The organism is Nonomuraea sp. NPDC050227 (genome assembly GCF_044459705.1).
GTDB lineage: Bacteria > Actinomycetota > Actinomycetes > Streptosporangiales > Streptosporangiaceae > Nonomuraea.
Map to the genome: position 1 here is coordinate 982,715 of NZ_JBITJF010000002.1, position 20,104 is coordinate 1,002,818.

22 protein-coding genes and 1 pseudogene are annotated in these 20,104 nt (G+C 69.9%); 6 read left to right on the plus strand and 17 right to left on the minus strand.

The annotated features are described in order from the left end of the window. Positions 1-100 precede the first annotated feature (100 nt). The 4 genes from ACIBK9_RS11935 to ACIBK9_RS11950 all read right to left on the minus strand — a co-directional run bounded on the left by ACIBK9_RS11935 (position 101) and on the right by ACIBK9_RS11950 (position 4,366). Entirely contained in the window at positions 101-1,198 is a 1,098-nt protein-coding gene (locus ACIBK9_RS11935; RefSeq protein ID WP_397157386.1) for a HesA/MoeB/ThiF family protein, read from the minus strand. 248 nt (positions 1,199-1,446) lie between these two features. Beyond that, on the minus strand, positions 1,447-2,343 hold the full coding sequence (locus ACIBK9_RS11940) for a proline racemase family protein (RefSeq protein WP_397157388.1): 897 nt from the start codon (positions 2,341-2,343) through the stop codon (positions 1,447-1,449). Then, a complete protein-coding gene (locus tag ACIBK9_RS11945) occupies positions 2,340-2,957 on the minus strand; it encodes a thiolase C-terminal domain-containing protein (RefSeq protein WP_397157390.1) in 618 nt (205 codons plus the stop codon). Before ACIBK9_RS11945 ends, ACIBK9_RS11940 begins: the two co-directional genes overlap by 4 nt. Positions 2,958-3,082: 125 nt before the next feature. Continuing rightward, entirely contained in the window at positions 3,083-4,366 is a 1,284-nt protein-coding gene (locus ACIBK9_RS11950) for a serine hydrolase domain-containing protein (protein ID WP_397157392.1), read from the minus strand. A 198-nt stretch (positions 4,367-4,564) separates the two neighbouring features. Between ACIBK9_RS11950 and ACIBK9_RS11955 the strand changes: the two genes are divergently transcribed. Then, complete coding sequence (locus tag ACIBK9_RS11955; RefSeq protein ID WP_397157394.1) at positions 4,565-4,804, plus strand: hypothetical protein; 240 nt, start codon at positions 4,565-4,567, stop codon at positions 4,802-4,804. Between the two features lie 335 nt (positions 4,805-5,139). Here ACIBK9_RS11955 and ACIBK9_RS11960 read toward each other — a convergent pair whose 3' ends face one another. Next, complete coding sequence (locus ACIBK9_RS11960; RefSeq protein WP_387658750.1) at positions 5,140-5,613, minus strand: hypothetical protein; 474 nt, start codon at positions 5,611-5,613, stop codon at positions 5,140-5,142. A gap of 216 nt (positions 5,614-5,829) precedes the next feature. Here ACIBK9_RS11960 and ACIBK9_RS11965 point away from each other — a divergent pair, with 216 nt between their 5' ends. Next, the gene (locus ACIBK9_RS11965; RefSeq protein ID WP_397157397.1) at positions 5,830-6,792 is read left to right on the plus strand and encodes an IS630 family transposase; all 963 of its coding nucleotides are present in this window, start codon (positions 5,830-5,832) and stop codon (positions 6,790-6,792) included. A gap of 220 nt (positions 6,793-7,012) precedes the next feature. Here the strand turns inward: ACIBK9_RS11965 and ACIBK9_RS11970 are convergent, their stop codons facing one another. From ACIBK9_RS11970 to ACIBK9_RS11985, 4 genes are all read right to left on the minus strand, one after another. Beyond that, complete coding sequence (locus tag ACIBK9_RS11970; RefSeq protein ID WP_352365484.1) at positions 7,013-7,825, minus strand: class I SAM-dependent methyltransferase; 813 nt, start codon at positions 7,823-7,825, stop codon at positions 7,013-7,015. A gap of 238 nt (positions 7,826-8,063) precedes the next feature. After that, complete coding sequence (locus ACIBK9_RS11975) at positions 8,064-8,210, minus strand: hypothetical protein (RefSeq protein WP_352365486.1); 147 nt, start codon at positions 8,208-8,210, stop codon at positions 8,064-8,066. A 199-nt stretch (positions 8,211-8,409) separates the two neighbouring features. Further along, entirely contained in the window at positions 8,410-8,901 is a 492-nt protein-coding gene (locus ACIBK9_RS11980; protein WP_397157400.1) for a hypothetical protein, read from the minus strand. A 124-nt stretch (positions 8,902-9,025) separates the two neighbouring features. Continuing rightward, on the minus strand, positions 9,026-9,574 hold the full coding sequence (locus ACIBK9_RS11985; RefSeq protein ID WP_352365490.1) for an HTH domain-containing protein: 549 nt from the start codon (positions 9,572-9,574) through the stop codon (positions 9,026-9,028). Positions 9,575-9,742: 168 nt separating this feature from the next. On the opposite strand from ACIBK9_RS11985, the gene ACIBK9_RS11990 reads away from it, so the two are divergent. Further along, complete coding sequence (locus ACIBK9_RS11990; protein ID WP_352365492.1) at positions 9,743-9,952, plus strand: hypothetical protein; 210 nt, start codon at positions 9,743-9,745, stop codon at positions 9,950-9,952. Between the two features lie 1,044 nt (positions 9,953-10,996). Here the strand turns inward: ACIBK9_RS11990 and ACIBK9_RS11995 are convergent. From ACIBK9_RS11995 to ACIBK9_RS12030, 8 genes and pseudogenes are all read right to left on the minus strand, one after another. Next, complete coding sequence (locus ACIBK9_RS11995) at positions 10,997-11,350, minus strand: hypothetical protein (RefSeq protein ID WP_357710198.1); 354 nt, start codon at positions 11,348-11,350, stop codon at positions 10,997-10,999. 258 nt (positions 11,351-11,608) lie between these two features. Beyond that, on the minus strand, positions 11,609-12,622 hold the full coding sequence (locus ACIBK9_RS12000) for a helix-turn-helix domain-containing protein (RefSeq protein ID WP_352365498.1): 1,014 nt from the start codon (positions 12,620-12,622) through the stop codon (positions 11,609-11,611). 204 nt (positions 12,623-12,826) lie between these two features. Then, complete coding sequence (locus tag ACIBK9_RS12005; protein WP_397157403.1) at positions 12,827-13,201, minus strand: oxidoreductase C-terminal domain-containing protein; 375 nt, start codon at positions 13,199-13,201, stop codon at positions 12,827-12,829. Positions 13,202-13,229: 28 nt separating this feature from the next. After that, positions 13,230-13,622: pseudogene (locus tag ACIBK9_RS12010) on the minus strand (FAD-dependent oxidoreductase); the annotation flags it as partial. Beyond that, positions 13,538-15,007: an alpha/beta fold hydrolase gene (locus ACIBK9_RS12015; RefSeq protein WP_397157405.1), complete on the minus strand. Its 1,470-nt coding sequence runs from the start codon at positions 15,005-15,007 to the stop codon at positions 13,538-13,540. The pseudogene ACIBK9_RS12010 and the gene ACIBK9_RS12015, both read right to left, overlap by 85 nt. A gap of 284 nt (positions 15,008-15,291) precedes the next feature. Continuing rightward, positions 15,292-15,939 (minus strand): hypothetical protein, encoded by a 648-nt coding sequence (locus ACIBK9_RS12020; protein WP_397157407.1) that lies wholly within the window; start codon positions 15,937-15,939, stop codon positions 15,292-15,294. 9 nt (positions 15,940-15,948) lie between these two features. Then, positions 15,949-16,308 (minus strand): hypothetical protein, encoded by a 360-nt coding sequence (locus tag ACIBK9_RS12025; protein ID WP_397157409.1) that lies wholly within the window; start codon positions 16,306-16,308, stop codon positions 15,949-15,951. Between the two features lie 79 nt (positions 16,309-16,387). Further along, positions 16,388-16,714, minus strand: a complete 327-nt coding sequence (locus ACIBK9_RS12030; RefSeq protein WP_352365508.1) for an AAA family ATPase — start codon at positions 16,712-16,714, stop codon at positions 16,388-16,390. A gap of 1,063 nt (positions 16,715-17,777) precedes the next feature. Here ACIBK9_RS12030 and ACIBK9_RS12035 point away from each other — a divergent pair. From ACIBK9_RS12035 to ACIBK9_RS12045, 3 genes are read left to right on the plus strand one after another with little or no spacing between them, the layout of a single operon-like run. Then, complete coding sequence (locus tag ACIBK9_RS12035) at positions 17,778-18,062, plus strand: hypothetical protein (RefSeq protein WP_397157411.1); 285 nt, start codon at positions 17,778-17,780, stop codon at positions 18,060-18,062. Between the two features lie 22 nt (positions 18,063-18,084). After that, positions 18,085-18,588 carry a hypothetical protein gene (locus ACIBK9_RS12040; RefSeq protein ID WP_397157413.1) on the plus strand — a complete coding sequence of 168 codons (504 nt, stop codon included), beginning with the start codon at positions 18,085-18,087 and terminating at the stop codon, positions 18,586-18,588. Further along, complete coding sequence (locus tag ACIBK9_RS12045) at positions 18,585-20,036, plus strand: tyrosine-type recombinase/integrase (protein WP_397157415.1); 1,452 nt, start codon at positions 18,585-18,587, stop codon at positions 20,034-20,036. Before ACIBK9_RS12040 ends, ACIBK9_RS12045 begins: the two co-directional genes overlap by 4 nt. The last annotated feature ends 68 nt before the right edge of the window (positions 20,037-20,104 follow it).

Here is a 20,104-nt window from a genome sequence, read left to right on the forward strand (position 1 = left end):
CGACCGACGCCGGGGTGCGCTCGCGATGGTCAGGAGTCGGGCGTGTTCAGTCCGGTCAGGCGGGTGTTCTCGATCCGCACGATCTCGATCTTCATTGTGGTCAACTCCTTCCGCAGGTCGCACACTCGGGATTGCGAGACCACTCGGCCTGACTCATGGCGCAGGCGCCGGCGAAGTCGATGGTGAGTGGCCGGCCGGCGTATGCCGGTGGCTCGAAGCCGGTCAGGTAGCGCAGCACCTCGAAGGCGCCGAGCGCGCCGAGCAGACCGGCGACGGGGCCGATGCCGCGGTTGGGTTGCGGCCTGCTGTAGAACAGGCGGGCCGCGGCGATCTCGGCGCTCAGTGCGGGCTCGTCGGGGTCGGCGTGGCCTTCGGGCCTGGTCGGATCGGCGGGGACGCAGCCCCTGCAGGCGCTCTCCCCCGGCGCGACAGACCAGACGATTCCCTTGGTGACCGTGATGCCGCCGCGTACGAACGGCACGCCGTGCCCCACGCAGGCCGCGTTGACCCAGAGGTCGACCTCCTTCGGCTGGTCGATCCCCGAGGCGACCACGTCGGGGCGCGTCTCGTCGAGGAGCTCGGCCAGTTGCCCGGCGCTCTCGATGCCCGTGTCGATCGCCTGGACCTTGATGGCCGGGTCGAAGGCGCGCACCCACTCCGCCGCCCGCTCGACCTTCCTGGCGCCGACGTCCTCCCAGCGATAGAGGTACTGCCTGGCGAAGTTGCGCACGTCGACGGTGTCCCTGTCGACCAGCGTCATCCTGCCGACGCCCAGCCCGCTGAGATGCGGGATCGTGTTGGAGTTGAGGCCGCCGGTGCCGAGCACGAGCACGTGCGACTCGCGCAACCGGCGTTGCAGGTCCTCGCGGCTGCGTGTCAGCGTGCCGAACGACTCGAAGAAGGCCAGGTTGCTGAAGTGGCGCTCGGCTTCGGCGGCGTCGAGGACGCCCAGCCGATCGCCGTCCTCCAGCAGCCGCTCGGCGTCGAGGGCCTCGATCGCGCCGAGCACGTCCTGGACGGGGAGCGCCAGGTCGTCGGCGAGCTCGCTGACGGTGCGGCCGCCCTCGCGCAGAAGGGCGAGGAGCTTCTCCACCTGGCCGCCGGGGTCGGTCACGATCAACCGGTCTCGCAGGTCGTACACGAGGTGGAGCTCATCGCCCACCCGTTGCCAGGCGACGTTCTTGAGGCGTGGCCGCATGCGTCCTCCGATGTGTCCGGTGAAGCCGTCGTCCTGAAGCTCGATGAGCAGACGGCGTCGCGGTCGACGTGGGCAGCTTACGCACGGCGGATCATGGAAGTCGTTGGCGGAGCACGCACTATTCCTTGGCAACGGCGGCACGGACAGCGGCTCGCCCCCTCCTTCCGATCAGCCGGCGCGATCGCCGCACCAGCCAGCGCCGAGAGGTACGAACTCGCCCTGATCGTCGGAAGCACGATGTGGATCTCTCAGGGCGGAGGAAGGCCAAGGCCAGGTCCAGTACCGCGCCGAGGCGCCGCGCCTCGGGTACGGATGGGGACTGCGCCTCGCCCGCCCGGCGAGCACTGCGACGCGCGCTGGAAGGAGGAGTAGACCACTCCGGAGGACGTCGAGGCTGCCAGGCGGCTGCCCGGAACCACGTCGCCGTCCTCGACCGCCAGGCTGCAGCGAGCGCACGTGCCGGTGCCGCACGGCCCCATGTGCAGGACCGCGTCGCCCCAGACCACCGCGCTGGTCGTTCGCGCGGAGGTCACCGGTGTGGTGAGCAGGAGCATGTGCGGGCGCGCCGGGCCCGCGCGGAGGGTGCCGAGGAGGGCCGAGCCATGCTCGGTGAGGGCGCGCGCTCCCGCGGCGGAGACCTCCAACTCCAGCTCGGCCGCGGAAACCGCGGCGAAGACGTTGCCTCCGGCCGTCACGGTACGGACCTGGAGCCGCTTGCCCTCGTAGGAGACTTCGGCGACGTCGACCCGGGAGGTCCCCGGAGGCATGGTGAGGGTGATGCGGGCCTCTCCCGAAGACCGGGCGATGATCAGGCCCGCGCCCGTCTCGAGCCGCACCTCAGGCCGGGACCCGAGAACGAGCATCGCGGCGAACATGCTCGCCTCACCGCAACCGTCGAGCGGTCCGTCGGCGGCCATGAAGACCAGCCCGAGGTCCGCCTCGCTCCGGACGGGCGCGACCAGGACCGCGACGATCGCGCCGGGGTCCCCGGCCCGTGCTTCGAAGTAGTCACGCCGGATCTCCTCCAGCGTGTCCGCCATGAGGGCGGGCACCTCGCGCATCCGCGACCCGGAATGAGGCACCGCCGTGGCGTCGTAGCAGGCGACCGGCTGGCCTTCGGCGTCTCCGAACGCCGGCGGTATCACAGCGTGCCGCCACGGTTGGCGGGCTGGTAGGCGGTCACGACGACGGCGCCGCCGAGTCCGATGTTGTGCTGGAGGGCGACGGTTGCGCCGTCCACCTGGCGGGCGCCGGCCTCGCCGCGGAGCTGCCACGTGAGCTCGGCGCATTGGGCCAGGCCCGTGGCGCCGAGAGGGTGGCCCTTGGAGATGAGGCCGCCGGACGGGTTCACCACCCAACGGCCGCCATAGGTGGTGTCGTCGTTGTCGACCAGCAGGTGCCCCTCGCCCTCCTCGGCCAGGCCGAGCGCCTCGTAGGTGAACAGCTCGTTCGGGGCGAAGCAGTCGTGCAGCTCGATCACGTCGACGTCGTCCGGGGTGAGCCCGGACCGGGCGTAGACCTTCTCCGCCGCCTTCCGGCTCATGTCCGTGCCGACCAGGTTGATCCCGCTGTTGCTGTCGAAGGTCGAGCGCATGTCGGTGACCATCGCCTGGCCGACGATCTCGATCGCGCGGTCACCGAGGCCGTTCTCCTCGACGAACCTCGCGCCGGCGAGCACCACGGCGCCGGAGCCGTCGGACGTCGGCGAGCACATCAGCCTGGTCAGGCCCGCGTCGGCGTAGACCATCTCGGCGTCCATGATGTCTTCGACGGTGTAGACGTCCTGGAACTGGGCGTGCGGCGGAGCCGGCCCGGCCCGACCGGCACCCCCTGTGCGTCTGCGACCCCCTCTTCCAGGCAGTGCCCGAGGCCCGCTCGGCCCGTCTACTGAGCCTGCCCGTCGCAGAACACCGTCTTGACCAGGTTGTTCAACGCCTTCGGGAACTCCGTCGCCACGTCCGCGGGGGCGTCACCGGTGGTGATCGAGGCGGTCAGGGTCTTCTTGCCGTCGGGCGTGCTGTACATCAGCGCCCCGTAGCCGTTGTTGCTGCCGTCGTGGTTGTAGACGACGCCGCCGCAGTTCGGGCCCAGGTCCTGCACGTACAGCCCGAGGCCGTAGCTGCCGAAGAGACCGGCGCTGTTGGGGTGCGGCTTGCGCATCTGGGTCAGCAGCCCGGCCGGCAGAAGCTTGCCGCTGTTCAGCGCGGAGAAGAACGTACGCAGATCCTCCGTGGTCGAGATGATCTCGCCCGCGCCCGAGATCCACGAGGGGTTCTGGCGGGTGACGTCGATCACCTTCCACTGGTCGGCGGCGTCCTGGTAGCGGTAGTAGGCGTGGGCGTACGGCGCGGGCATACCCGTCCAGGCGCCCGGCACCACGGTGTGCTGCAGCTTGAGCGGCCCCAGGATCCGCCGCTTCATCTCCACGGCGTAGGAATGGCCGGTGACCTTCTCGATCAGCAGCTTGGTCAGCACGTAGTTGACGTTGCCGTAGCTCCATCTCGTCCCCGGCTCGAACTTCGCCGGCCTGGTCAACGTCAGCCGTACCAGCTGCTCGTCGGTGTAGGTGTGGAAGCGCTTGGGCACCCACTCCTTGCCCTGCCAGGGGATCAAGGACACCGGCTTCCCGTCGGGGTCGATGTCGAAGCTGTAGTCGAACAGCCCGGTGGTGTGCTGCAGCAACATCCGCACAGTGATCCGCCGGTCCAGCTTGAACTGGGGCAGGTAGTCGGCCACCGTGGCGTCCAGCCCGATCTCGCCGGCCTCCACCAGTTTCAGCATCAGGGTCGCGGTGAAGTTCTTGGTGCTGCTGCCGATCCGGAAGTACCCGTTCGTCGGCGGCTTGGCGCTCGTGCCCAGCCTGCGCACCCCGGCGCTGCCGACCCACTCGCCTTGCTCATCGTTCACCCGCATCTGCACCCCGGCGGCGAGACCGGCATCGACGAACGCCTGGATGGCCTTCTGCAGCTCCGGGCGGTCCTGTGCGGCGGCGGCCTTCGACACGGCTCTGCTGTCCGCGGTGGCCATCGCGGGGGTGGCGGCGCCGGCCAGCAGCGCGGCCGCCAGCGCGGTGACCGCCACGCGCCGGAAGGCATCGCCGCGGCTGGCCGGGCGCGGGTGCACGCCGGAGATGCGTGCCTGGGTCGCTGATGTGGACGGGGTATTCATGGCTTCTCGTCTCTGTTGTCGCGCTCATGCGAAGCGCTCGTCCGGTGATTCGGGGATGGGCGATCGGGATGGGTATGGGCCATCGATCAGGTCGCGTACCAGGAGGCCCAGGTGCGTTTGCGGGCCTTGAGTCAAGCGGCGTCGAGGGCGACGATGATGGTGCTGCGGAAGTTGTCGGCCTCTGCCGGATCCTCCCGCTTGAGCAGGCTCATCGAGGCCGTCAAAGCCGGCAGCACTCTGGTCGGCGAGGTCGGCCACGGTCTTGCCCCACTTCACGCCCTTGGGCGCCTTGGCCAGCACGTGCCCGCCCAGGCGGCGGCGGAGGTCAGGGCGATGGAGCCGTCGGTGCCGACCCGGTGGGCCGAGTCGGCGGCACCGGCGGTCGACATCAGCGCGACGGCGCTCCAGGCGGGGACCCGCAGGGTGTGCGTGTCCTAGGCGGAAGGGGTGGTGGACATGGTGGTGGACTCTCAGAGATCGGTGATGAAGGTCGAGTGAACGAACGACTGGTGGAATGCGGTCCCTGCCGGTGCCCGGAGGGCTGGACGGCTCAGGTCAGATCGCCCGAGCGGATCTCCCCCGGCCTCAGTCGCTGAACCGTTCATGACGTTCACCTTCGCAGACCGCCCTGACACCGGGCCGTCGTCGTGCTGACATGGCCGCTGACACGAGCTGTGCGTCGCCGGGACTCGCCTGTGTTGTGCTGCGTGCACGCCCTCGGAGGCCGCGCACCTGTCGTGCCGGAGTTCACGGAAACGCGAAGCGTGAGCGCGTCAGTTGCCGAACTCCTCGGCGACTTTCTGATGGATGGCCTCCAGCTTGGGGGTGTAGACCCGATAGAAGTCCTTGCCGCACTCCAGATCGTCCAGAATCGCGCGCTTACCCGCCCTCTCCGCGGCGGCGGCGGACTGCGCTAACAGGTCCTCGCCGGATTTCAGCTCCTTGCCGAGGACCCGCTTGGCCGCGTCGACGATGCAGGCGTCCACGGCCTTCCAGTAGCTTGTTCTCTGCGCTGGGGAGAGCTTCGTCCAGATATCCCCGTTGGGGTCGGCCCCTGAGAGGTCGGGCATGAAGTCGGGGGCGTCCGGGCCCTTCAGGTAGACGTACACCGAGAAGACCCCGAAGCCGTACTTCGCCCGCTGGGCCTTCAACGCCTCATAGTCGCCGGCTCTGCGCTTGCGCTCGTCGTCGGTCATGGGATCTTCCGGTGGCACATAGGGGATGTACCTGAAGCCCTTCTGCTTCATGCAGTCCGCCTTGACGGATTCGAACTGGCGCCTCTTCTCCAGTGCCGTCGCGGCCGACTTCGACGGAGTGAAGCGCCTTCCCGGAGGGCTCGGCGTCACCCCCGCAGCCGTCGAGCACGATCGCCGCGGCCATCGCCAAGGCGGTCATTCTGATGGTGTCCATGGTCGGTCTCCCGTATTCAACGTCACGCGCGCACGCGAACGCCGAGGCAGGCGGTGGCCCGCCGGCGCAGCCGGTTCCTGGCCCATCGGCTGGACGGGCTGTCCGACGAGCCCCGGCCGGGCGTGCCGCGCACCATCACCGACGTCCAGGGGGAGGAGGTGGTGGTGCGCACCCTGGAGGAGGTGCCGGCCGGGTCCACGCACTGGTCCAAGCGGGAACTAGCCCGCCCGGTGGGCATCTCGCCGACCAGCGTGGCCAGCATCTGGCGGGCGTTCGGGCTCCAACCCTGGCGCACCCAGGACTTCAAGATCTCCACCGATCCGCTGCTGATCGACAAGACGTGGTCGGGCTGTATCTGGCCCCGGGCCACCCATGCCGCGGTGTTCGCCGTCGACGAGAAACCGCAGATCCAAGCGTTGCAGCGGAGCGCACCGGCACTGCCGATGCTGCCCGGCGTGCCCGAGCGGCGCAGCTTCGACCACGTCCGGCACGGCACCGTCGATCTGTTCGCCGCGCTCAACACCGCCACTGGCAAAGTGATCGGCAAGCTGTCGGCCCGTCACCGTGCCGTCGACTTCCGCGACTTCCTGGACGAGATCGTCCGCCAGGTCGAGCCGGGCCTGGGAGCGGGGCAACTTCTGCTCCTTGGACGCTCTCAAGGCCGCGTCGGAGGAGTGGATCAAAGTCTGGAACGAGGACGCCAAGCCGTTCAGGTGGACCCAGACCGCCGACCAGATCCTCGACCGCATCTGCCGCTACTGCGACCGAATCTCAAAAACCGGCTCACTAGGGTGACGCAGCCGTGCGACGCCTGTCCCAACCCTCCCCCGGGACATCGGATCCGGGGACCCCGCGATGGGGACCATCAATCCGGTCGACACCATCCAGCCCACCACGCCGCCCATCTCCTTCGACCTGACCCAGCCGCTTGCCTGCCGGCGCTCTGTGGCCGGTGGGTCGAGCCCGTACCGCGACGTCCTCGAGGTGAAGGTCCACGCCGCCAGCTCATGCAGTGAGGATCACCATCGACCGGCCGTGGAACGGCTCATACGCGCCCATGGCGTGCGGAATCGGCGGACGGCCGTTGTCGATCAGGCCAGGGCTCCGAAGGACAGAGGCGGGGCGCGAGTGGGAACAGCTGCTGGTCAGCCTTCCCGCCGTCCAGGCGGCGGACCTGGCCGGGATCCTCGCTGGGCAGGCGCGCTCGCGTACGTTCCCCGTGCCATCAGCCCCGGCTCAGAACCGGTAACGGAGAATGCGTGCCCCTTGGCGGGACAAGGCCGTGCTACGGGCGGTGAGACGGGTCAGCGCGCGTAGCGGTTGCGGGAACAGGGCTACTTCCGGTGCGCGGTTGAGGATCTGTTCCTCGATCAGTTTGAGGCTGGCGTCCCAGGACTCGGGTTCGTGCGGGTCGTCGAAGCCCCGGGCGGCTTCCATGCCGAGTGTCCTCATGATCGGGTGGTGCTTCATGGCCCAGGCGGCGAGGCGGGTGTAGCCGTTGAGCGCGAGTTCGCCCGAAGGGAAGTGGCCGGCCAGCTCGCGGACCAGGGCCTGGAAGGAGTCGCCGGGCATGAAGGGGAGCAGCCCTTCGGCGACGATCATCGCCGGGCGGTCATCGGGGATGGCCGTGAGCCAGTCGGAGCGGGTGAGGTTGGCTCCGACGAGGTGGGAGCGGCCGTGCAGGAGTGCGGATCGCAGACTCACCACTGCGGGAAAGTCGACGTCGTACCAGTCGACGCCCGGCGGCGGATCGCAGCGCCGCATCCTGGTGTCCAGGCCGCAGCCCAGGTCGAGCACCACGCATCCGGGGTGAGCGGCGACGAAGGCCCGGACGGCGTCGTCCAGCTTCCTGGAGCGCAGGGCCGTGGTGACGACGACGTTGGTCTTGACCTTCAGCTTGCCGAAGTCATAGTCGATTCTGCCGGCCAGGTCGGCGGAGAGCGTGTCGCCGAGGATCGGGCGGGGCAGTTCGGCGTCCCGGGCTCTGGCGTGGAGCGTGAGCAGGAGCGTTTCCTGGATCAGCCCGAGGTCGGGTTGCCAGCGGTACATGGTGATTCCTTAACGGCGTAACGGATGGCGGGCTGCGGAGTTCTGTGGCCATGTCGGGGAGTCGCGGCCGGCCTTGATGCGCTCGGTGCGGTGTCCCTCGCCGCCCGCGATGTCGAGCCCCAGCGCTTTCGGAGGTGTGGCAGCGTTGCTGCGACGCCGCGCGGGTGTCGTCCCGCCGCGTCCATGCACCCGGCCATGGCGGGGATCTCTGGCCCGCCTCCGGCCCCGGCGCGTTTCGTCAGTACATGAGGATCCACAGTTCGAGGTACGGGTCTCCCCACTTCACCGGGAACTCGACGCACTGGTGACCGCGGCCGGTCCGGGGGCACCTGTCGTACATGTCCATGCTGTAGTAGCGCGCGGCGCTCTCCCGGTGCGGTCCCATGGGCCGAGGACGTCGCGGCCGACGCCGGCGACCCAAAGACCGCGCTTCCACGAGCCACGGGTTCTCCGATCGTTGTGAGGCGAGCCGAAATGTCGCTGTCGACCCTCACATGATCAACCTCTTCATGTCGTTGGCACTGAACGCACGCTTCCTTCGACATCAACGCAATGTGGAGTTCCCGTAGCACTGACCGAGGGATTCAGGGCGTGCTGTCCGGAACATCATTCGCCGCCGTCTTCGCCCTCTTCACCAGAGCCTCTCCCCGCACGGAGAGCCGGTGGCCGACTTCCAGGCTCTCGGTCAGGCTGCGGCCTTTGAGTGTGCGGACGTCCCGTTTGAGGGCCTGGGTGTCGCGCCCGAGGTGCTGGGCGAGCTCGGCGGCGGCGGTCGCGGGCAGTTCGTGGATGAGGCGGAGCAGGTCGTGGGTCCAGGGGCCGCGGCGGGCGGCCTTATCGATGCCGGCCAGGCGGCGCTGTATTTTCGGCCGCCTGTTCGGCGTGCAGGTCGCTGCGTTCACGGAGCGCTGTCCGGGGGCCGGGCCGGCTATGCGCAGGCTGATCCGGTAGAGCTGTCCGTCGGCCCGCCGGGCCAGTTCCTTCCACAGGTCGTCGGGCGTGGCGTAGCCCGCGCGCCGGAGGTCCTGCGCGGTCACCTGGGCCTCGGTGATCTCCTCCACCGTGTCGATCGCCACGATGCCGACGGCGGTGCGCAGCCGGCTGCCCGGACACACGGCGTTGCGCTGCCAGCGGCGGACGGCCAGCGTGAGGGCCCGTCCGCGATGCGCTCAAGGTCTCGGCGCTTGAACAGCATGGGAATCAGGCTAACGGCGGGTGCCTCCCGGCGACGTCGGCGCGGTGCGCCGAACGCCATGGCGGAGGTCGGGCTGTGCGGGCGTGATCCGTCGGTTGCCGGTGCCTGCAGCAGGTCTGGGAACCGTGTCGTAGCGCCGGGTGCGTGCGGCCGCCGGTGAGCGCGGTGGCGAGCTTGTCCATGGCGGACGCCGCGGACGGGCTCGTGGTGGGGCCGAGCGCGGTGAGGCTGGCCATCAGGGTGGCGATCTCGCGGAGGTCGAAGGCGATGGCGGGGATGCGGTGGTGCCGGTTGATGGCCACTCCTCCGCCGCGGCCGGTGGTGACGTCGATGGGGACGCCCGACTGTCGTAGCCGTTCGATGTCACGGGCGATGGTGCGTTTGGAGACGCCGAAGTCGCGGGCGAGGGTGCCGACGGTGATCCGATCGGCGGCGGCGTGGAGCCGTTCGATGAGGTGTTGCCGGCGCTCGACACTGCGGATCGTCAGGTGATTGTCGCGCGAGGCAACGGACTTTGCGGACGACTTCCTGGCGAAGGATCGTAACCAGGACACAAGCTTGTCCAGGTTCGTCGCTAGCGCGACACCTCATGAGCATGACCACCGTCGTGCACGCATTCGTCGACCGATACGCTCGCGCCCTGCTCGCCCGAGACGGGAAGACCATGGCCGACATGTACGCGATACCGTCGTTGATCCTGTCCCCCCGGCCATCCCATCGCCGTGCCGGACGCCGGACAGAGCGAGGAGTTCTTCGCCGCCGCCCGGGGTCAGTACGACGGCGTGAACGACCTGGCGGCGGACATCACCCTGGTCGCCGAGACGGCTCACAGCGCCTGGGCCGACGTCACCTGGCGCCATGACGGAGCCGCCACCCAACGCCACCTCCATCAACTCATCGACACGGGGCGCAATGGAAGATCGCCGTACTGACGCCCCTCGGCCGATGAGCGCTCCGGCCTTCAGGATCGAGCCCGCGTCGGCGGACCACTTCGACGACGTCTCGATCATGCTCGCCCCCACAAGGCCGGGCACGACCGCCTGCTGGTGCCTGAGCCATCGCATCGACCCCGCGGTCAACCGCGAACTCGGCCCTGACGCACGGCCAGGCTACATGCGACGCCTGTGCCGGCAGCCCGTCGCGCCGGGCGTCCTGGCCCATGACGTCGATGAGGTCGTCGGCTGGGCCAGTGTCGCGCCCCGCGCCGGGGTGTACTCCATCGCTCGCAACAGCAGGATCCCCAAGCTCGACGACGACCTCGCGATCTGGTCGATCTGGTGTCTCAAGGTCCGCGCCGGCCACCGCGGCCGGGGGGGCGAAGGCGCTGATCGACGGCGCGGCCAGGTTCGCGCGCGGGCACGGCGCCGCGGCCGTCGAGGGCTACCCGGTCGACAACACCGGCAAGAAGATCGACACCATGCTGGCGTTCGTCGGTACGCGGTCTCTGTCCGAGTCCGCCGGCTTCGTCACGATCGCCGATACCGGATCGAGGGCCGCCGGAGTACCCCGCATCGTCCTGCGACTCGCCGATTGAGGCCGAGCGGCAGCCGGCAGAGCTGATGATCCGTTGTTGCTCGACGAGCCGCTGGTCGGGATCTTAGGGCGCCACGTCGCGGGGGTCGCCGAAGCCCTCGTTGGCGGGAGCTCTGATCGTCTTGATGGCCGGCACGACCTTGCGCACCCTCTGACTTGAAGGCTTGGAAAACCCAGCAGGCGGCAGCCTGATGAAGGTGGGGCTGGTTAGCCAGGGGTAGAGCCCGCCCATCATCATGACCGCCACCGATCCGCCGGGGCCGTCTCCAGCCAGTCGCCCTCAGCGAGTACCGCGCGACAACCCCTACGGCCGTCCGTGAAGATCAGGCTTCTGATCCAACCTGATCATCACGAGCGGTCGTTCTCACGTGCGGGCAGTTACAGCACCGCGATCATGGGCACGTGCCGTCACGGCATCCTGCTCTTTTGCGCCAGAACTGCCTTCACGCAACGCCCGGCTGTGGTGGCGCGGACGAATAGCACCAGGAATTGCCATAGAAGGTGTCGGCGCTGTCGCCGTCCGAGCCGCCGTCGTTGTCAGCCATCCAGAACCATTTGTGCAGTCCCCGATAGGCGTCGTAGAGGGAGCCGTTGACGTAGTGGTTACCGGTGTTGTGGGAGTGGCCGTACGCCCGCTGTTTGGGGTCCCCGCCGGGGCTGTCGTTGATGTAGATCGGATCCGCGCTGCACCGGGTGTCCGCGTGCGCCGCTGTTGCGCCGCCCGCGACGACCATGGTCCCTGCGAGGGATACGGCCGCGGCCCCGAGGGCACCCCACCGCCTGAGTCTTCTTGTCATTCCCGTTCCCCTCATCCCATGAAATTCGTGGCGTCGAATCCCGTTCGCTGGGATCCGACGTGCGCAGCCTAGTTGCGGTCGATCATGGAAGTCGTCAGCGCGGCGCGCACTGTGTCTTGGCAATGAGCGCACGACAGCGGACGGCGAGTTCGCCACAGCGCGATGGCGTTCGGGCCGGTTGATGCCGCTCTCCACGACGTGGCGCTGCCGGTAGAGGGCCGGCCTGACCGGCGGCCGGCAGCCGGGGAGGTCTCGACGTCATCGTCGCGCGTGGCTGTCGTCCGCCTCTGGTGTGGCGCGGGTCAGGGCCTCGTGCCGATAGTCCTTGGGCGACAGGCCGTACTTGGCCCGGAAGGATTTGCTGAGGTCGGCGGCGCGGGTGAATCCCCAGCGGGCGGCGATGGCGTGGATGGGCTGCCCGGCCAGGCGGGGATCGGCCAGGTCGGCGCGGCAGTGCTCCAGACGGCGGCGGCGGATCCACTCTGTCAGCGTTGTGCCTTGACGCTGGAACAGCAGTTGCAGGTAGCGCACGGAGATGTGGTGCCGGTGGGCGATCGCGCGGGGTGTCAGGTCGGCGTCGGCGAGGTTGTGCTCGACGAACGCCCGGATGCGCGCCACCAGGGCGAACTGCCGGGTCTCGGGGGGCAGGCGGTCCTGTGCGTTCAGCCGGTGGGCGAGGAAGGCCAGGGCCAGGTCCAGCGTGGCGGCACCGAGCCGCCGTACCTCGGGTAAGGACATGGACCGCGCCTCGCGCACCAGCGTCTTGAGGTAGCCGGCCAGGATCGCGTCGACGCCGCCGTTCGCGGGCATCGCGTGGGCCAGGAGCGCGTCGACCTTGCCGGACGGCAGGGGCAGCTCGGATTTGGGCAGATGCACGATGATCGCCCGTGCCGGCCCCGGCCCGTCGAACGCGCCGCCCTGGTACGGGTGGGAGGTGTCCCACATCACCAGGTCGCCGGCCCCCATCCGGGTGTCGTTGCCGCCCTGGGAGATCCACATCGTGCTTCCCACGATCAGGGCGAGCTCGTACCTCTCGGGGTCGGAGCGGCGGATCAGCGCGGGTGTGCGCACGGAGCTGAGCGCGGGGAACGACATGGTCGTCACCTGGACGGTGTCCAGGTCGATCGCCCCGGCCGACGCCCGGAAGTCGGCGGCGTGGTCGCTGGTGATCTGGATGGGCGCCACGTCGTGGCTGATCAGGTCGCACCACCAGTCGAATCGCTGGTCGGGCGGCAGGTCCGTGCTGTGCAGGGTGACGATTCCCAATTTCACCTCTCATGACATGATCTCGAGCGTTCGAGACATACTCGGGTGTGACGAGAAGCCAGGCTGCGCCCCGCCGACCACATCATCGGCCATCCTGAGGCCGAGCCGGCCGACCGCAGCGGGGTGCGTGCCGGCGACCGTGCCGCTGTCCGTGCCGCTGTCCGTGCCGCTGTCCGTGCCGCCGTTGCCCAGGAGCGGTCGAGTGCCGGGTCATCCGGTGGTGGCCTGGCGCCACGGGGTCCGCTCGGCGACGTGTCGGCGGAGGTCGCGGGCCTGCCAGGGCAGGTTCCAGGTCATGGCGCCGATGACGTGGCCGTCCCTGCCGTACAGGCCGGCGAACCGGCCGGTGGCGGGGTCCCCGGCGACGACCTGGAACCGGGCGTCGCCGCCGGTGACGCCGTGGACCTGGATCTTCACGTCGTACTGGTCGGTCCAGCAGTAGGGCACGGGTGCGAAGGGGGCCTGGCCGCCGAGGAGCGTCCAGGCTGCGGCCGTGCCCTGTTCGGTGGCGTTCAGCCGGTGTTCGACGCGCAGGCGGCCGAAGCCGGGGTGCCGCCAGGAGGCGACGTCGCCGGCGGCGACCACGCCGGGTGCGGCCCGGCACCCCGTTCACCCGGCCGTCGTGGCCGGTCAGGCCGGTGACCAGGGTGCCGGGACGCAGACGGACGCCGTGCCTGGCGTGCAATCCGGCCAGCAGCCGCGCCACCCGGTCGCCGAGCCGGTCGATCAACGGCGCGCGGAGCGGATCGACCAGGGTGACGTCCAGGCCGAGCTGCCGGGCGGCGGCGGCGACCTCCGTACCAAGGAACCCCGCGCCGACGCGGACCACCGACCGCCTGAGCGCGGGCGGCGTGGGCGAAGCGGGTGTGCGTCGGCGAGGCGCTGACCGACGACGGGGCCGACTGGTTGTGGCCCACGCGGTCAGGACGGATCGGCGCGGCAGGTGAGATCGTCGGCGGGCAGGGTGCCGCTGGCGAAGTAGGTGTTCACGGCCGTCTCCACGCAGGTGTTGGGCAGGCGGCCGAAGACGCCGTGCATGCGCACGTCCCGTACGGTGACCAGGCGTGCGGCGGGCATCGCCCGGCGCAGGTTCACGCCCTCCTGATAGACCGTGCGGGTGTCGCCGGTGGCCTGGACGATCAGTGCGGGGACATTGTTGCCGACCTTGGTCGCGGGCTCGCGGGGGTTGGCCCAGAAGGCGCAGGCGGTGATGTTGTTCGCATACGGTCCGAACACCGGCTGGGTGGCCCGGCTGCGCTGGATGGCGCGCCAGTACCGCTCGGGGTCGCGTGGCACTGCCGCATCGCCGCAGATGACGGCGGCCTGGCTGGAGTAGCCCTGCGGCTTGCCGTACAGCGTGAACTGCAGTTCCTGTTCGAAGTCGTCGCTCGGGCGGACCGGCTTGCCCTCGGCGGCTTCGGCGAGCAGCCGCACCCGCGCGGCCAGACGGGCGTTCTCCCTGGCGTCGGGCAGCAGGGTGAAGATGACCATGGGCAGGAAACGTTCGTCGACGAGATGGTCCCCGATGCGGATCGGGGCCTTGACCAAGCTCTCGACGCGGGCCCGCACCTGGCGTGCCGTCGCGCCGAGGTGGTATTCGGGGTCGCGCTTGGCGGTCCAGGCGGCCCAGTCGTCGAGCGCGGCCTCGTTGGCCGGTCCGCTGTTCCTGATCGACCCGGCCATGTACTGGGCCGGATCGATCGCGCTGTCCAGTACGAAGCGGTCGCTGCGCTGCGGGAACATCTGGGTGAAGACCGCGCCGAGGTAAGTGCCGTAGGACATGCCGAAGTAGGAGATCTTCGCCTCGCCGAGGGCGGCGCGGATGACGTCCATGTCCCGCGCGGTGTTCCGGGTGGTGATGTGGGCCATCCGGTCGCCTTCCCGCTGCGCGCACCGCTGCGCGAGATCGGCCTGCGTCTGTACGGCCCGGCGGAAGCTCGCCCGGGTCGGCCCGGCGGACCAGAGCATGTGCCCGATCGGCCAGCCGCAGTCGACCGGTGCGCTCCTGCCGACGCCGCGTGGATCCATGCCGATCAGGTCGTAGCGGGAGGTGACCTCGGGGGTCATCCGCTGACTGATGTAGCCCATGAAGTTCAGGCCCGCACCGCCGGGACCACCGGGGTTGGACAGCATGACGCCGCGCCGCTTGCCCGGGTCGGTGGCCTTGATGCGGGAGATCGCGACTTTGATCGTCTTGCCCTGCGGCTTGGAGTAGTCCAACGGGACCGTGATCTCGGCGCATTGGGCGCCCACATGGTCCAGGAGGGGGTCGCCGCAGGTCGCCCATTCGACGGGCTGGTTGTAGAAGCGGGTCAGGGCAGTGGTCGTGGGGCCTGGCAGGAGTGTGGTTCCCGTCAGCACTACGCCGACTAGGGCATGGGGGAGATTCATGTGGGACGTCCTTCATCGGGAATGCAAGCAACCATAGTTGACTAAATCCGGGATAGTCAACCTAAGTTGCTTATCTGGTGAAAGGCGGTCAGAGCGGGAGGAGTGGAGGAGAGCTATTCCCAGAGCAAGATCGAACAGATTCAACGCCTGGACGCCTGCACGATGAGCAACTCGTGTTGACTGAAGCAGCCCCGTGGTCGTGGTCAACGTCAGCGCCGGGGAGGTGACCGTCGTTCCGCTGCCCCGCCTGACCGGCGGAGGCGGCCGACGCCCAGGTGGCCGGCCTAACCAAGGCGATCGACGCGCTCGGTGGGACTAGGACCAGCGAGTGGGCAGGGCTGGGGCTGCCGCACAGCAGCTGGGTCAGGTAACTGAATGGACCGGCCGAGTCGTCGAAGCGAAGGGGTTGCAGACCACGGTCCCGTTGGCGGGTGAACCCGCCGGTGCCAGCGCACGGGCGCGGCAGGCCGCGCGCGGCACGGGATCGGCGTGATAGTCCGGGTGGCCGGTGAGGAACGCGCAGGCCGAGTCCATCGCTTGCCGGTACAGGGCATCGGCCAGCGCGAAGCATCGGGGCCGAGCTGGCGGCGCAGATCGGCCCGGAACCGGGTCAGCCCGCTGTCCGGCAGCAGCGGCAGCGGCGTGGCGAGCGCCTCGGTGACCACAGCGGTGTCGGTGGACAAGTTGGAGCATCGCATCGGGCGCGATGGCGGTTCGGGCCGCACCGGGCGGCGCGCGCGGGCCTGCTCGAACAACGCCTGCACCTGTCCCAGCACGGTGAAGGTGGCGGCCGGCAGCACGTGGGCCAGGTCGATCAGGCTGTTGCTGGATGGGGTCGGATGCACGGTGATCCACCCGGCCGCCGGATCCTGGGCATTCAGCGCCTGCCGGGTCAGCCGGTGGTCGTCGGCGTGGTCCACGACGATGCTCACCACCGGCGGTCATGGGCTGCCGCCGAGTTTGCTGAACACCCACTCCAGCACCTTGCGGTCAACTCGCGGCTGATCGAAGAGCGTCAGCGCCTCCACCGCCAGACGCGTGATGGTCACCCACATCCGGAAGTTGCCATGGGCCGCGCGGGCGTCGACCAAGGTCAGATCTGCAGGGGCGACGTGCGCCCAGACCGGATGGAAGGCGGGGATGACGGTCGCGACCTCCTCGCGCGACAGCCGCTGGAGCTCCTGCCAGATCGTCACCCGCGAGGCCAGCATCGGCTTGCTGCGCAGCACCTTGTAGCAGTTATGGCCGCCGACGAACACCAGGACGATCTTCGTATTCTTGTCGTCCCGCAAAAGCGCCACAGCTCGAAGCACTCAGCCGACAACCACTGGGCCTCATCACACACCAGGACCCGGAACTCGCCGCGCAGCTGCTGAAGGATCAGCCGGTCGAACTGGCCGGCACGGCGCGGCACCGGCCCGGCCATGCCCAGCGACTCAAAAGCGCCTCGCGGATATCACGCGGGTAGGGGTGGGCGCGAAAACGCACCCAGAACGTGCTCACCGGCGCAAGCTCCCGCAGCACGCCGCGGGTCAGGAACGTCTTGCCGACACCCGCCTCCCCGTACAGGCACAACATGCCCTGAAGTTTGATCACCTGGGCGAGGTTCTCCTTGATGATCAACGCGTCGCCGGTGACCACCGAACGGGCGCCGGGCAGCCGCAAGTGGTGATCGTCAGGTTCGTCGTTCGACCAGATCCGCTCCACGCTCATCCTCCTGCCGCATCGCCGCTCGACGGGTCTTCTGCGTGTTCGCCGGGCCGGACCCATCCGGCGACAGGCGGCGGCAGCGGGAGGCCGGAGGGGCGGGGCAGGTGACGCGGCAGCTGGTGGTAGGAGGCGTCCAGTTCGGCTTGGGCCTCGGCAGTGGTTTGCGTCTGCAGCGGCTGCGGTGCCCGGGCCTCGGTGACAGCGGCATAGCGTGGGCGGCGCTTCTTGGCGGCCGCCTTCAGCAGGCGCTCCAGCTCCTGGGCCTGCCGGCGCGGCCATGACCTCGGCCTGCTGCTGCGCGGTGGCCGCATCGGCCAGGAACGGCGGCCCCAGGTGGGCGCCGGTGCGGGCGTCGAACAGATGTTCCTGCGCTCCCTGCCGCGCTATCTCCATCAGCCCACGCTCCGGGGGAAGGTCCTCGGTCCAGACGAACCGCGGGTGCGGCTTTCGCTCCGTGCGGCCTTCCTCACACCCGGCGCGGATCCATCGCCACAGGGTCCGCTCGCTGATCCCCATGCAGGAGCTCAGCAGGCGGACGTGCGCAGTGGTGAACTCCTGACGCTCATCGAAGGCCAGAAGGCGGCGCATGGCGGGACCGCGGAGTTGATGGAGACTTCCCCATTCGAGGTGTCGACGTGTTCCCGCGATGCCGCTCCCTCGTGCCGGCGGTGAGCACGCGTGCAGACGCGTTACCGCACTGGACAGTTCGGTCACATGCGCCAACATCCCGGATGGTAACTCCAGCAATCCAGACGATTCCATACCGTAACGATTGAAGCCAGGAAACTGGGACGGTGAGGAAATGCCCGACTACCCAGGGTCGCTCGCCTCGCGCTTGGCCGCCCGTTCCTCCATCCCGATGCCAGAATTGACTCCTATGAAGCGCCATCTGGGCTTACTGACAACCCGATGAGAATCGGTACTGGCAGAAGAATGAGAACTCTCACGCAGCCGGGCTTCCCGCGCGGAGAGGCCCCCTGGAGACTGGAGGAGTCGCCGATGAGCCCCGGCGGCGGACCGGCGCTACCTGACGTACGGCCTGAACCTGGAGCGACGGAACGTGCGTGAAGCCTTCGCCCAGGAACTGCGCTACGCCGTCGAACGGCTGCGGGCGCTCGACGGCAAGTTCGCCGATGCCGACGCCACGGTGTTCAGCGGCGACACCCGCCGGCTGCTGCACGCCGTCGACGAGTTGCACCGGCGGGCTGCGGAGCTGGACGCCCTCGACCGGTCGGCCGGCCTGATCGAGCAGGCACCGCCACCGACGGAACCCCACCTCGCCTGTCCCGACGAGCCGGTGGTGGAGACTCCGCCGACGTCTCCGCCGAACGGCACGGAAGGCTGAGCACGTGACGAAGGAAGTGTTCATGGCAGCACCTGGGCAGGCCCCGGAGCAGGTCAGCGACGCGTCACGCCGCCCCTCGCCCTTTACGACGGAGGGCGCGGGCACGCTGGAGTTCCGCTCGCGGCCGTGCGGGGGCGAGCGCGTGTGCGCGTGGCGGCGTGACGCGGATCTGACCGCCTACAGCGACGAGGACATCCGCAAGCTGATCCAGGTCAGCGAGGGCGACGCCCGGGGCGGTGCCCACACCATGGACGAGGCCGCGCAGAGGTTCGGCAGCCGCCGGATGGCCTGCGGTCTGGACCAGCCGGACGCCGCGCATCCGCTGCGGTTGTGCGCGGGCTGGCTGGCCGTCGTCGGCGACACCACCACCTGGCCGCCGCTGGTGTGCGACCTGGAGGAACTCCTGGAGCGCCGTGCCGTCCAGCTGGCCGCGCGGGGGCCCGGCCAGGCCAGACCTGGCGAGCCCGATGCCGATGCCGATGCCATGGACGACCCGGCAGGCCGGACGTCGGGAGCCCGCCCGTGACGGAACAGCAGATGGGCCGCGGAGAAGAGGTGCTCGTTCCGACGACGGTGTGGCGTCCCGGCGCGAGCACCGTCCCTCCTGCCGCTGCGACGGTCGCGGGCTCCGGCGGGTCCGGCGGCGGAGTCATCGGCCCGCTCGGCCGGGCGGGCGAGCCGCCGCTGCCGCCGCCGTCGCCGCTGGTGGCCTCGGTAGGCGACATCGCCGGGCTGCGTCCCCGGCGCCGGCCGCGTGACGGCGGTGAGGTGCCCGGCGCCGACGTCGACCTCATCGACGCGCTGCCCCGCGACGACGACCCGGCGACGCACCAGCGGGCCGGCTGGCCGACGGTGGCGGCCTGGCTGCGCGCGGGCAAGACCGCCGCCACCCGCCGCGACCGACTGGCCGTGGTGGCCAAGTTCGTCCGGTGGTGGGCACTGACCGCGCCGGGCGCCGGGCTGTGGCAGGTCACCGAGGATGTCGTGGTCGCCTACCTCGACCAGCTCGGCACCGGCAGCGGCGCCGCCGCCGGACTGAACCGGGGCGGCAAGGCGCTGGCCCCGGCCACGCTGGCCTGGCACCTGTCCAACCTCAAATCGTTGTACGGCTATGCCGCCCGCCGCCAGGTGATCGGCCACAGTCCGGCCCAGTGGGTCGAGGCGCCCGAGGTGGGCAAGGTCGGCACGACCCCCGCCCTCGATCTGACCGAGGGCACCGCGCTGTTGCGTGGCGCCCAGGCGATCGCCGCCGAGCATCCGGCCGACGCCGCCGCGGTGGCGTTGCTGGCCGTCACCGGGATGCGTGCCGGAGAACTGGAGAGCCTGACCGTCGGGCGGATCGAGCGCTCGGCGGGGCACTGGGTGATCCGCTTCCGGCTCAAGGGCGGCGCCGTCATCGTGGTGCCGCTGCCCGAGGTGGCCATGGCGTTGCTGCGGCCACTGACGGCCGGCCGCAAGCCGAACGACCTGCTGCTCCAGCGCGCCGACGGCCGCAGCTTCGACCGGTGGCGGCAGCAGACCGCGCTGCGCCGTGCCGCCCGTGCCGCCGGCCTGGATGTGGCCAAGCTGACCCCGCACATGCTCCGCGCCACCGCCGCCACGCTCCTGCTCGCCATGGGCGTCCCGGTGGAGAAGGTCCAGGCACTCCTGGGGCACGCCTCCCCCGTCACCACCCAGCGCTACGACCGCGGCGAGGCACAGCTGGACGAGCACGCCGTCCATCGGCTCGCCGAACTGCTCACCCAGCAACCTCCTCCCGGCCCCGGCCGGACCGCCGACGAGCCCATCGCAGACCCCGCCAAGGCTCAGCCGCACGATCCGCGCACCCCCGGCTCCGGCTCCGGGGCGGACCATGTGCAACACGAGCCAGCCCTGCTCGCGCCGACCGTTGGGCCACCACCTGCGGGCGAGGCTCCCCCGCCCCCACTCACCGACGCCGTGGCGGCAGCTGCGACACAATCGCATGAGTCATGACGGATCGGACGTCTCCCGTGCCCTACACCGAGAATCCCGGACGTGACCACTGGTCGCATGCCCAGCCG